We start from the raw sequence: 11,758 nt of genomic DNA, 5'->3' as shown, positions 1-11,758 counted from the left end.
TTAGGCACGCCGCCAGCGTTCATCCTGAGCCAGGATCAAACTCTCAATTTAAAGTTTGTGACTCTTTATTTTTACTAGCGAATTGACTTCGCAAAATGTTTATTGCTCTTATCACTTAGGTAAGAGACCCTGCACATTTGCTTATCGAAACTTTGTTCAGTTTTCAAAGATCTACTTTTTATAAATCAGCTGTTTAGCAACAACTTCTTTATTATATCATCTCGCAGAATCGATGTCAATAATTATTTTTAAATAATTATTTAACCATCATTTCTAGGCGACTTATTTATCTTACCAAACCATCAAATGATTTGTCAATAAATATTTTGTTTTTTATTATCGTTGATTTCAACAACAACTTTTATATCTTATCATTATCAACAACTCAATGTCAATAACTTTTTTTAAGTTGCTGTCGTCATCTCAACGACAAATAATATATTACCAAGTCTTACTGCCAACGTCAACAACTTTTTTAAATTTATTTTAAGTGCGTTGTATCATTCCATTTTTGAAGTTCAAATATCGACTGATCTTTGGCTTCTAAAACTGTTACCGACGTATTAGCAACTAATCCTTCACGGCGAATGGTATTGAGATCTTTTCCTAAAAGATGTTTAACGCCAAATGTTATCACTAACGCATGTGCCGTCACTAAGACATTACCTTTAGGATAACGCTCAGCGATCTGAGTCAAAGCTCTTTTTACACGTTTTGCTAATTCAGGATAGTTTTCCGCCTTGATCGCACTACCATCAAAATTGAGCGGATCATTCAAAAATGTCTGCCAAATAGGGTCAGCTTGATGTTTAGCCGCTAGATCACCATCCCAGATCCCAAAATCAAATTCTCTTAGATCATCAAAAGTCTCAAACTGTAATGGCGTCTTAAATTGAGCTACGATATTTTTACCAGTATCTAAAGCTCGCTTTTGCGGACTGGAAAAAGCCGCTACAAAATCGATATCAGCTAAAGCTTTACCAGTTCGCTTTGCATCGGCTATGCTTTGAGGCAATAATGGTGAATCATGTACAGCACCTTGCAAACGGCCATCACGATTGTACTCAGTTTTACCGTGGCGTACCAAATAAAAAGTTGTCATCTCCTATACATCCCTTCAAAAAACACTTGTTACATTTTACGCTATTCGATTTATTCGTGCAACTTCTATAACATGTTCGACAATACAACAAAGGACCCATCACGATATAAAATCATGATAGGTCCCTTATCGTTCATGCAACACTGCCACATTATCGCACGAGCATCTTAATAATTATGCTTTTGGATCATCTTTTGTGATCTTTTCTAAACCACCCATATATGGACGCAAAGCTTCAGGGATCGTAACTGAACCGTCTTCATTTTGGTAATTTTCCAAAATAGCAGCTACTGTCCGACCAACAGCTAGACCTGAACCATTTAGAGTATGCACGAATTGCAATTTGCCATTTTCATCACGGTATTGGATATGTGCGCGTCGTGCTTGGAAATCTTCACAGTTAGAACAACTTGAGATCTCACGATAAGTATCTTGTGCAGGCATCCAAACTTCAAGGTCGTGTGTCATAGCTGCACTAAAGCCCATATCGCCTGTTGATAAAGTGATCACATGGTATGGTAAGCCCAATTTTTCCATGATATCGCCGGCATTTTGGGTCATTTTTTCTAATTCGTTATATGATTCTTCTGGCTTAGAGAACTTGACCATTTCAACTTTATTGAATTGATGCATCCGAATAAGGCCACGCGTATCACGCCCTGCACTACCAGCTTCGGAACGAAAGCTTGGTGTCAAAGCTGTAAAGTAGACTGGCAATTGGTCTGTTGGGATAACTTCATCACGGTAATAGTTAGTCAATGGAACTTCCGCAGTTGGGATCAAAGTCATATCTTCACCATTTACTTGGTAAACATCTTCTTTGAACTTAGGGAATTGCCCCGTACCATACATCGTCTTTGCATTTACGATATATGGTGGTAAAACTTCAGTATAGCCTTCCTTAGCGTGTTCATCCAACATAAAGTTATAGACTGCACGTTCCAAACGAGCACCCCAACCTTTGTAGTAAACAAAACGCGCACCAGAAACTTTAGCTCCACGTTCAAAATCTAAGATACCTAGATCTTCACCGATATCCCAGTGAGCTTTAGGTTCAAAATCAAATTTACGTGGAGTCCCCACTTTACGCAATTCAACGTTGTAATCTTCATCAGGACCGACTGGGATCGTTTCGTTAGGCAAGTTTGGTAAGCGCGCAGCCATATCATGAACGAGCTCTTCAACTTCGGCTAATTGCGCATCGAGTTGCTTGATCTGACCACCGACTTCACGCATTGCTGTGATCGCTTCAGTCGCATCTTCTTTGTTACGCTTAGCTTGCGCGATCGCTTCGGATACTTCATTACGCTTTTGCTTCAAGGATTCTGATCTCACCAAAAGTTCACGGCGTTCTTTATCTTTTGCCAATAATGTATCGATCGTTTCAGCTTCCACACCACGTGTTGCTAAACGCGCCTTGATATCATCTGGATTTTGACGGATCATTTTAATATCTAACATACTATTGCCCCCTAATTTAGCTAATAATTTTATCTAATCGAAAAAAAGAGCCTTTCCATCCCCTAAATTGGGACGAAAAGACTCTTTTCGCGGTACCACCCAAGTTCGACATAACGTCGCACTCACATACAAATAACGGTTTTCCCGTGCGGCATTACCCGCCCATACAAGGTCACGCTGGAGTTTCGGCGTCATGGTTTGCAGCAACCACCATGTCTCTGTCATGCCTACTTATGGCGAACTCAGATGTTTCGATTATTTATACCAGTATCATAATATTTATTTTGTAAAATAGCAAGCCTATTCTAGACTTTCATCGATTTTTTCTTGCGTTTCTATTTTTTCTTTGGAAATATCATGTGGGGTCAGATCCACTTTATCCAATGGAATAACTTTAGTCTTATATTTGATCTTATAGTAAGCATACAAGATGATGAACAATGGAACTGACATATAAGAGACCCCGATCGCTTGCCAGTTAAAGTCCTTGAATGATTGGATATCTTGACCGATGATGACTAAGATACACAAGATCAAAGCTAAGATCGGACCAAATGGGAACCACTTAGCCTTGTATTTCAACTCACTTAGATCATGCCCTTGCGCTTTGAAAGCACGGCGGAAACGATAATGTGAGACTGCGATCCCGATCCAAGCGATAAAACCAGTCAAACCACTGGCACTTACTAAGAAAGTATAAACTTGGTTACCAAAGATACTTGCTAAAAAGGTCAACAACCCAATGATCGTCGTCCCGATCAAAGCAAAGATCGGGATCCCACGTGAGTTGACCCGCGCAAACATCTTCGGTGCATCCCCATCGACACCTAAAGCAAACAACATCCGAGTCGAAGCATACATCCCTGAGTTAGCAGCCGATAAGACCGACGTCAAAATAACAGCATTCATCACCGAAGCAGCTGAGGCAAGTCCTGCTCGCTTAAAGACCAAGGTAAATGGACTGATCGCGATATCACTTGCTTCAGAACCTAATAAGTTTGGACTAGTATAAGGAATGATGCAGGCGATCACAAAGATCGAAAGGATATAAAAAAGCAAGATCCGCCAAAAGACTTGTTTGATCGCTTTTGGTAAACTCTTTTCAGGATCTTTAGTCTCACCCGCTGTGATCCCGATCAATTCAGTCCCTTGAAACGAGAACCCAGCCACAACAAAGACGCTCAAGATCGTTGGGATCCCCCCAACAAATGGTGCATCGCCTTTAGTGAAGTTTTCTAAGTAAGTTGCATGCCCACCTAGAATACCAAAGATCGTCAATAAACCAACTGCTAAAAAGACAATAACTGTCACAACTTTTATCAAAGCCATCCAGTATTCAGCTTCCCCAAAAGATTTAACTGATAAGGCATTGATCAAAAAGATGAGTAGTAACGCTGATAAACTAAAGACCCAAGCTGGAACATGTGGGAACCAAAATTTCAAAACTAATGCAACTGTCGAGATATCGACCGCTAATGTGATCGCCCAGTTGAACCAATAATTCCATCCCATCGCAAAACCAAATGCTGGATCAACAAAGCGGCGCGCATAAGTCGCAAACGAACCTGTCACGGGAAGATAAGTTGCCATTTCCCCTAATGATGTCATCAAAAAGTAGACCATCAGACCGATCCCTAGATACGCCACTAAAGCGCCCCCAGGTCCAGCGGTCGAGATCGCTGATCCACTGGCCACAAATAAACCAGTTCCGATACTACCACCAAGTGCGATCATCGACAAATGTCTTGTCTTCAATGATCGCTTCATTGTGTTCTTCTCTGCCATGAAAATTCCTCCTATTTTTTAGAGAAGTCGTGCAAGCATATAAAAAGCGCACCTCCGAGACATCGAAAGTGCGCTTTGATAATCTATCAATTCATTCTTGTAGCAAACTGCCACTCATCTCGATAGCGCTCCGTAGTTTATAACTACGACAGTTCCCGATCTCTTAAACCGGGCCCCAGCCTAGACAAAATAAAGTTTGCCCGGCTTCGGCAAATTCCCCTTTCACTAGGTTTTAGCGTTGCTTTATCAACTCCACCTAGCTACTGATGGTTTTTGCGACCTCTTCTTCGACGTTTTCAATTTCCAATTTTAACTTGGATGCGATCTAATTGCAAGCCATATCTTTAATTTTGTCCCTCAGCTTGCTTTATCTGAGCATGTAGATCCGCGATCGCTAAATCTTTATCTAAAAATTCTTGATCTGCCACTGGGAAATGTTGTTCGATCGTAGCAAACGGCTGTAATTGGACCGTAGCTTTCTCTATTTCAAAATCAAGTAAGTGGCCTCCCATTGATCTATCGTCGGCTAAGAAATGCAAGTGATAGCCGGCTGCTGCCATCCCTTGAAACATTTCTGGCGCAAAATAGCCGATGACCGTGCCAGTGATCGCTTCAGCATCAAACAAGGCCTGCTCATCAGCCACTTGCGTCAATGTCTTATAAGGGCGTGTTTGCTTTGCAACAGCGCGCGTTTTGACTTTGTTGAAGCGTCCCGTGATCTTAACTGCAAAGAACAGATTTTTGTACGGATAATCAGCCAAGATCTGTTCACCCAACTGCTTTTGTGTCAAAGCTCTAGCCATAAACGTATCTTTTGCTTGGTCAAAGTGGACCGTAGCAAAAGGAACTTTTTCTTCTGGCTTTAAGACGCGGACCTCACCTGTACTTTGGACCAAATAAGGTGTGTGGTCTAATAAGACCATTTCACCATCTAGCCCACTAGCAGTCCCGATCCCAAGATCACCATGCTCTAACAGTTTTGCTACTGTCAATGTACCTTCAAATAGACCAGGAACTAACATCCCTAAGGTCCCGTGTTGATAGACTCGACTTTCATATTTTTCCATATATCCTCTACCTCGATCAATGTAATTGGTCTTCCAAGATCGTCTTACCTAGCTCTTGGTTGAAACTGTAATCGACCGGTACGTCCACGATCGTTGGTCCCTGTTCTTTGAAGGCCTTATCTAATACTTCTTCTAATTCAGAGGCTTTGTTGACACGATAACCCTTAGCGCCAAAACTTTCTGCATATTTCACAAAATCGACTGGACCAAATTTGACAGCAGCAGACTTGCCATATTTCATCTCTTCTTGGAATTTGACCATATCGTAGTTACCATCATTCCAAATGATGTGTACGATATTTAAATTCAACCGGACTGCAGTTTCCAAGTCTTGTGATGAAAACAAGAAACCACCATCACCTGAAACAGAGACCACTTTTGTATCAGGACGGACCAAAGCCGCTGAGATCGCCCACGGTAAAGCCACCCCTAATGTTTGCATCCCGTTACTAAAGAGTAAGTGGCGTGGTTCATAGCTTCTAAAGTGACGTGCCATCCAAATATAGAAACTACCAACGTCGACTGTCACGGTCATTTCATCTGTGACCCGATCTTGTAAAGCTTGGATGATACTCAATGGATGACTTTGAACTTGATCTTTTGTAACTTCAGGCGGAACATCACGTTTTTGCAAAGTCTTACGCAACGAATCCAAGTAAGCCTTTGATCCTTCTGGGACTGAGTAGCCCTTCATGTATGGCAACAAGAAATCTAATGTTTGGGAAATGTCACCAACTAATTCACGTTCTGGTTGATAATTCTTATCGATCTCAGCTCGCATCGAATCGATAACTACGATATTGGCACTGCGATCAGAATTCCAGTTACGTGGTTCATATTCGATAGGATCATATCCGATCGCGATCACAAGGTCACTTTTCTTGAGCAATTGGTCCCCAGGTTGATTTCTAAATAGGCCGACCCGACCAAAGAAGTCATCTTCCAATTCCCGTGGGATGATCCCAGCACCTTGGAAAGTTTCGACCACTGGTAAATGTGTCGCAGCGATCAAACGGCGGATCGCATCTGTTGTTTCAGGATCAGAAGCCCGCATACCTAACAAAAGTACTGGTAGCTTGGCTGCTTTGATACGTTGGGAGAGTAAAGTCGATTCGATCGGACTAGCTGGTCCCAATTTTGGTGCTTCAAGTGGCTCGATCACACTGGTCTTCACCTTACCGTCTGTCACGTCTTGTGGTACTGAAACAAAACTTGCGCCTTGCTTAGAGGCTTCAGCTTCTTGGTAAGCATTGGCGATCACTTCTGAAACATTTTCTGGTTCTTGGACTTCAGCACTGTACTTCGTGATCGGTTCAAACAAAGCTGCATTTTTCATGCTTTGGTGCGTCAAGCGCAAAAGGTCTGTTCGTTGTACTTGACCAGCGATCGCTAAAACAGGATCACCTTCCGCTGTAGCAGTTACCAAACCAGTAGCCAAGTTGGAAGCTCCTGGACCTGACGTTGCGATCACGACCCCAGGTTTACCTGTGATCCGCCCTACACCCGCAGCCATGAAAGCCGCATTTTGCTCATGACGCGTCAAAACAAATTTTGGTGTACGTGGATCTTTAGGATGTTCGAGCAATTCAAAAACCCGGTCGATCTTAGCTCCCGGGATCCCAAAAACAAATTTAACATCATGATTGATCAAACTATCAACGATCGCATCCGCGCCATAATATTCTTTTTCCGACACACTTAATTCCCCCTACTCGATTTAAACGTTTTCTCATTTCTAACTATAACTATATACATAACACAATTTATTTTCAAGTAGAGTGCAAGTCAAAGTATTAAGCGTTATTTCAGATAAACAAAAAACGCGTCGGGAACACCCGTACGCGTTTAGCTCATAATTTCAAACTATTTTTTATCTTCTTGACCAAGGCTTCGATCTGGTCGGGGTCGCCACCGCCCAAATGATTCCAATCGATCCGAGGAATCATCTTAGTGTTAAAAGTCTCACATAGCAATTGATAGATCGTGACCTGGGATAAGTGGTTTATCCAAAGTGCATCTGCCACGGCAAAAGCTCGTTGGATCGCACTACTACCTTCTTTAGCCAGGGGCTTAAAATCCGAAAAGACCGCATTGAATAGATCAGTACTTGGATAAGATACAAGCGGCCCTTCGACTACTTCAACGATCTGCGCTAAGTTGATCTTGGCTGGGTCACGAGCTAATCTAAAGCCACCATTATTACCTGAAGCTGAAGTCACTAAACCACCAACGACCAATTTACGCATCAATTTACGAAGATAGGTCTGTGAGCCTTTGAGTCGGGCGTGGATCACAGTTGAGGATAAGGGAATATCTTGTTCTTGCGTCGCTAGCAACGCTAAAATACAAACTGATTGTTCAAACCCTCGCTTTAACTGCATATTTTCACCCCCTATAGTTGCTTATAAAATAACAATTGTGAACGATTTTCTTGGACAACGAACCACTCATTGACAACATATTTTTCGATGACTTCAAAACCACAGCGCTCTAGTAATTTGATCGATGCTTGATTTCGCTTGGCGACTCGTGCTTCTAGTCCGACCGCACCTTTGCTTTGGGCGAGCTGGCTAAGTGCTCTAAGCGCTTCGGTCATATAGCCTTTATGCCAATAATTCTGATTTAGCACGTAACCTACCTCAAAGACCAGTCCAGCTTGGTGGGCAGAAGCTTCATATAGACCGATATTGCCAATGACTTTTTGCTGTTCTTTGAGTTCGATCACAAATTGCTTTTTACTTTGTAACATTTTCCCAAAAAATAGCGCCTGCATCAATGTATCACACGGCATAAAGCCCGCATCTTTGGCCACTTGTTTTTGACTAGTGTATTCTAAAACATCGGCTGCATCTAATGGATCAAAGTTTCTCAACAAAAGGCGCCTTGTCTCTAGCATCGCACCCACCTCGTTTGGCGACATTCATTATCTAAATTATACGCTTGCCTTACTTTAATTACCATCATCTACCCGGTTTATTTTGATCATTTTGTCGCTTTTTGCTCCGCGCTTCAAAGGTGTAGTCCAAATTCGTCACTTTTTGTGGGCGCGTTGCTAAAAATAAGCAAATGATCTCACCAACTACTGTTAAAGCTAAAACAACATAGAGCACAGGGATCTCAGCATCCCGAAAACGACGGATCAAACCAGTAAACATTTCTAAAATGTAAAAACACATCAAAAAATAAACCATGATCTCCATTGCCAGCATTGCAGAATCCGGTGCCACTAACTGCCAAATTTGGACAATAAATGCAAGTGGGAACGTCAACAAGACCGTCAGCATCGTGACCCCTAAATAGCCCCACCAAAAATCGGCTCGGCCCATCCGTTTATCAGTTCTAAACGTGTCACGTAACATCAATTTAGTAGATGCGATCAAGTTAGGCTCGGGATTCTCATTTTTCCCAAAAGTCCGGTTTTCTTGTGCAACTTTGGCTTTAGCTTGCCTTTTAGCCAGATATTTTTCATTTTCCGCTCTGATCTGATCAACTAATTCAGCTAGATTCTGTGCATCTTTTTCAAGCTTAGGCTCGGGCGTGGCCTCAGCTTTCTTTTCCTCAGTTTCTCTTGGCGTCTCACGGTACTCAAAGATCGCTTGATCATGACCACAATAAGGACAATAGTTGGAATTGACGGGGATCTTTTCTTCGCACTTGCGACAAGTTTTTTTCTCACCATCTAGCTCACGTTCCTGTAAGACACCGCAATAAGGACAATGCATGCGTGCTTCATCGATCTTGCGACCACAGCGTTGACAATAAACCATAATTTTTTGCATCCTTTCGTTACTTGTTTTTACTATTATAACGTAAATTCTTTTAACGGGGCTAATAGTCTTAAACCTTTAAATCGCTTTGAGTAGAGCCTTACCCTTGTTATAATGATTCACGAACATACTTTAATAAATTATTAAAATTTATACTGTGATAATTTGCTAAAATTAATATGTTTAGTATTTTAAATAGATAAAGGGGTAGTTTTAATATGCTACATACAGCATTACTTATGCTCGGTGTCGGTATTTTTGCCGGTATCATGGGATCTATTCTCGGAATCGGCGGTGGAATGATCGTTACCCCGATCGTCACTCTTGCGATGGGTCTTGATATCAAATATGCGATCGGTGCTAGTATCATCGCTGTCATCGCCACCAGTTCTGGTTCAACGATCGCTTTTCTAAAAGATGATGTGTTGAACTTACGAGTCGCGATGTTTCTTGAGATCGCAACTACGATCGGAGCGATCATCGGAGCCTTATTGACTGGAGCCTTTGATCCGATGATCTTATATGTTCTTTTTGGCAGTCTGTTGGTCTTCTCTAGCTGGAACATGTACCGTAAAATACGAAGTGGCCAAGAAGTCTTACAACAAGTCAAGGCCGATAAATGGGCCGATAAATTCAATCTTAATAGCTCTTATTATGATAAAAACACTAAACAGCAGATCGATTATCAAGTAGAAAACGTCCCCGGTGGTTTCTTGATCATGCTTGGAGCAGGTCTAGCATCTGGGATGCTTGGGATCGGCTCAGGTGCCTTTAAAGTCATGGCAATGGATGGAGCAATGAAGATGCCACTCAAGCCTTCAAGTGCTACCAGCAACTTAATGATGGGCGTTACGGCTGCGGCTAGTGCAACGGTCTACTTCTTTAATGGTTCGATCAGACCTGATCTAGCCGTTCCTTTAGCCTTAGGGATCTTAGGTGGTTCAACGATCGGGACTCGGATCATGCAGATCTTACCTTCAAAGATCATTCGCCTGATCTTTATCCCGATCCTACTTTACTTAGGGTTACAAATGATTCTTAAAGGATTTGGGGTGACGATTTAAAATGTCAAAAAATAACTCTACACGAAAAGAAATGTTAGCCGTCGAGATCGTGATCGGTAAAATAATGCGTATCGGCGTCTTATTCTCAGCTGCCGTAATGATCTTAGGCTTTGCTATGTTTTTGATCACAGGCCACAGCGGTTATCCTGATACGAGCTTTCCAACTACTTTACCTGCGATCTGGCAAGGACTCATAAGTTTTAAAGCGTATGCTTATATGATGGCTGGGATCTATCTTTTGATCTTGACTCCTGTTTTACGCGTGGTGATCTCGATCTATGCATTTTACCAAGAAAAAGATATGCTTTATGTCAAAATAACCAGTTTGGTCTTATTGATCTTGATCATTAGCGTTATCGTAGGCCACCATTGATTTTAAAGAAAGGACTAATTTTATGCCAAGCAACGATAAAAATCACCCTGATGACCGCTCCACTAGATCCAGCGCTGCGATCCCCAGTCGCCGTGAAACTTATCATTATCAAAAATCACACAAAGCTAGAAAACAACGCCACGCAAACTCTAGTTCCAAGCGCCGGGGATGTTTCTTTTGGACACTATTAGTCATTGTGGTCGCACTGATCTTTGGCGGACGCTATGCTTATCAAAAATATACTAGCGCCAAAAAAGCAGCTGATTCGATCTATAATTCTTCAAATATCACAAAAGCTCGTGATGTGAATTCGACCCTAAAAGATGGTCACCCGATCTCGGTCCTTTTAATGGGGACTGATACTGGTGCTTTGGGACGGACTTTCAAAGGTCGGACCGACACAATGATCATAGCCGTGCTGAATCCTGAAAAAAAGAAAATGACCGTGGTCAGCCTGCCCCGTGACACTGAAGTAGCTGTCTTTGGCCATGAAGAATACTTCCCCAGCAAACTAAATGCCGCCTATGAATACGGTGGTTCAGCCACAGCTGTTAAAACCGTCCAAAAATATCTCAACATCCCGATCGATTTTTACGCTACGATCAATATGGGCGGTTTGGAAAAACTGATCAATGCTGTTGGAGGCGTCGATGTCGACCCACTGCTAACGTTTAGCTATGATGGACAAAGCTTTGAAAAGGGCAAAAAGACCCATATGAACGGTAAACGCGCCTTAGCCTACGTACGCATGCGCTATGATGACCCTGACGGTGATTATGGCCGGCAAGCGCGGCAACGCCAGGTCTTGACGCAAGTTGCGTTTAAAGGTGCAGACCTGACTAACTTGATCAATGAAAAATTCCTTTCCACGATCTCAAAACAAATGGTGACTGATCTAAGTTTTGATGATCTCGTGATCTTAGGTAGTAAATATCGCGTTGCCACTCACGACATGCAAACCGACAGCTTACGCGGACAAGGGCAAATGATCAACGGTGAATCATTCGAAGTTCCCACAACAGAAGAAAAACAACGGATCACCGATCTCTTACGCTCAGCTCTCGACTTAAAACAAGCTTCGACTGGTAATACCCTTTCAGATTCTGCCCAGATCGACATTGAAAGTAATTAAAATAAGC

General features: G+C 42.2%; 11 protein-coding genes and 1 riboswitch. Of the genes, 3 read left to right on the top strand and 8 right to left on the bottom strand.

The window, feature by feature from the left end:
• Nucleotides 1-481 precede the first annotated feature (481 nt).
• The 8 genes from Q9Q35_RS02430 to Q9Q35_RS02395 all read right to left on the bottom strand — a co-directional run bounded on the left by Q9Q35_RS02430 (nucleotide 482) and on the right by Q9Q35_RS02395 (nucleotide 9,182).
• Nucleotides 482-1,102: a histidine phosphatase family protein gene (locus tag Q9Q35_RS02430; RefSeq protein WP_304651972.1), complete on the bottom strand. Its 621-nt coding sequence runs from the start codon at nucleotides 1,100-1,102 to the stop codon at nucleotides 482-484.
• A gap of 174 nt (nucleotides 1,103-1,276) precedes the next feature.
• On the bottom strand, nucleotides 1,277-2,563 hold the full coding sequence (gene serS / locus Q9Q35_RS02425; RefSeq protein WP_304651971.1) for a serine--tRNA ligase: 1,287 nt from the start codon (nucleotides 2,561-2,563) through the stop codon (nucleotides 1,277-1,279).
• 300 nt (nucleotides 2,564-2,863) lie between these two features.
• Entirely contained in the window at nucleotides 2,864-4,348 is a 1,485-nt protein-coding gene (locus tag Q9Q35_RS02420; RefSeq protein ID WP_304651970.1) for an amino acid permease, read from the bottom strand.
• A gap of 115 nt (nucleotides 4,349-4,463) precedes the next feature.
• Nucleotides 4,464-4,641, bottom strand: a riboswitch (Lysine riboswitch).
• Nucleotides 4,642-4,692: 51 nt separating this feature from the next.
• Nucleotides 4,693-5,415, bottom strand: a complete 723-nt coding sequence (gene budA, locus Q9Q35_RS02415; RefSeq protein WP_304651969.1) for an acetolactate decarboxylase — start codon at nucleotides 5,413-5,415, stop codon at nucleotides 4,693-4,695.
• A 16-nt stretch (nucleotides 5,416-5,431) separates the two neighbouring features.
• Nucleotides 5,432-7,111 (bottom strand): acetolactate synthase AlsS, encoded by a 1,680-nt coding sequence (alsS, locus tag Q9Q35_RS02410; RefSeq protein ID WP_304651968.1) that lies wholly within the window; start codon nucleotides 7,109-7,111, stop codon nucleotides 5,432-5,434.
• Nucleotides 7,112-7,265: 154 nt separating this feature from the next.
• Nucleotides 7,266-7,796 carry an Rrf2 family transcriptional regulator gene (locus Q9Q35_RS02405; protein ID WP_304651967.1) on the bottom strand — a complete coding sequence of 177 codons (531 nt, stop codon included), beginning with the start codon at nucleotides 7,794-7,796 and terminating at the stop codon, nucleotides 7,266-7,268.
• Between the two features lie 11 nt (nucleotides 7,797-7,807).
• Nucleotides 7,808-8,311: a GNAT family N-acetyltransferase gene (locus tag Q9Q35_RS02400; protein WP_304651966.1), complete on the bottom strand. Its 504-nt coding sequence runs from the start codon at nucleotides 8,309-8,311 to the stop codon at nucleotides 7,808-7,810.
• Between the two features lie 64 nt (nucleotides 8,312-8,375).
• Nucleotides 8,376-9,182, bottom strand: coding sequence for a zinc ribbon domain-containing protein (locus tag Q9Q35_RS02395; RefSeq protein WP_304651965.1), 807 nt, complete (start codon nucleotides 9,180-9,182; stop codon nucleotides 8,376-8,378).
• Nucleotides 9,183-9,400: 218 nt separating this feature from the next.
• On the opposite strand from Q9Q35_RS02395, the gene Q9Q35_RS02390 reads away from it, so the two are divergent.
• The 3 genes from Q9Q35_RS02390 to Q9Q35_RS02380 are packed head-to-tail and all read left to right on the top strand — an operon-like array spanning nucleotide 9,401 to nucleotide 11,751.
• Complete coding sequence (locus tag Q9Q35_RS02390; protein ID WP_304651964.1) at nucleotides 9,401-10,246, top strand: sulfite exporter TauE/SafE family protein; 846 nt, start codon at nucleotides 9,401-9,403, stop codon at nucleotides 10,244-10,246.
• A 1-nt stretch (nucleotide 10,247) separates the two neighbouring features.
• Nucleotides 10,248-10,619 (top strand): DUF1634 domain-containing protein, encoded by a 372-nt coding sequence (locus Q9Q35_RS02385; RefSeq protein WP_304651963.1) that lies wholly within the window; start codon nucleotides 10,248-10,250, stop codon nucleotides 10,617-10,619.
• A 22-nt stretch (nucleotides 10,620-10,641) separates the two neighbouring features.
• Nucleotides 10,642-11,751: an LCP family protein gene (locus Q9Q35_RS02380; RefSeq protein ID WP_304651962.1), complete on the top strand. Its 1,110-nt coding sequence runs from the start codon at nucleotides 10,642-10,644 to the stop codon at nucleotides 11,749-11,751.
• The last annotated feature ends 7 nt before the right edge of the window (nucleotides 11,752-11,758 follow it).

The organism is uncultured Ligilactobacillus sp. (assembly GCF_948826705.1).
Classification (GTDB): Bacteria; Bacillota; Bacilli; order Lactobacillales; family Lactobacillaceae; genus Ligilactobacillus.
Note: the sequence above shows the minus strand (reverse complement) of the source record. Positions and strands in the feature narration are given on the sequence as shown.

What these genes read in the sequence shown, in the direction of transcription:
- Q9Q35_RS02430 (WP_304651972.1), bottom strand. Translation starts at nt 1,102, where the DNA reads ATGACAACTTTTTATTTGGTACGCCACGGTAAAACTGAGTACAATCGT.
- serS (WP_304651971.1), bottom strand. Translation starts at nt 2,563, where the DNA reads ATGTTAGATATTAAAATGATCCGTCAAAATCCAGATGATATCAAGGCG.
- Q9Q35_RS02420 (WP_304651970.1), bottom strand. Translation starts at nt 4,348, where the DNA reads ATGGCAGAGAAGAACACAATGAAGCGATCATTGAAGACAAGACATTTG.
- budA (WP_304651969.1), bottom strand. Translation starts at nt 5,415, where the DNA reads ATGGAAAAATATGAAAGTCGAGTCTATCAACACGGGACCTTAGGGATG.
- Q9Q35_RS02405 (WP_304651967.1), bottom strand. Translation starts at nt 7,796, where the DNA reads ATGCAGTTAAAGCGAGGGTTTGAACAATCAGTTTGTATTTTAGCGTTG.
- Q9Q35_RS02400 (WP_304651966.1), bottom strand. Translation starts at nt 8,311, where the DNA reads ATGCTAGAGACAAGGCGCCTTTTGTTGAGAAACTTTGATCCATTAGAT.
- Q9Q35_RS02395 (WP_304651965.1), bottom strand. Translation starts at nt 9,182, where the DNA reads ATGGTTTATTGTCAACGCTGTGGTCGCAAGATCGATGAAGCACGCATG.
- Q9Q35_RS02390 (WP_304651964.1), top strand. Translation starts at nt 9,401, where the DNA reads ATGCTACATACAGCATTACTTATGCTCGGTGTCGGTATTTTTGCCGGT.
- Q9Q35_RS02385 (WP_304651963.1), top strand. Translation starts at nt 10,248, where the DNA reads ATGTCAAAAAATAACTCTACACGAAAAGAAATGTTAGCCGTCGAGATC.
- Q9Q35_RS02380 (WP_304651962.1), top strand. Translation starts at nt 10,642, where the DNA reads ATGCCAAGCAACGATAAAAATCACCCTGATGACCGCTCCACTAGATCC.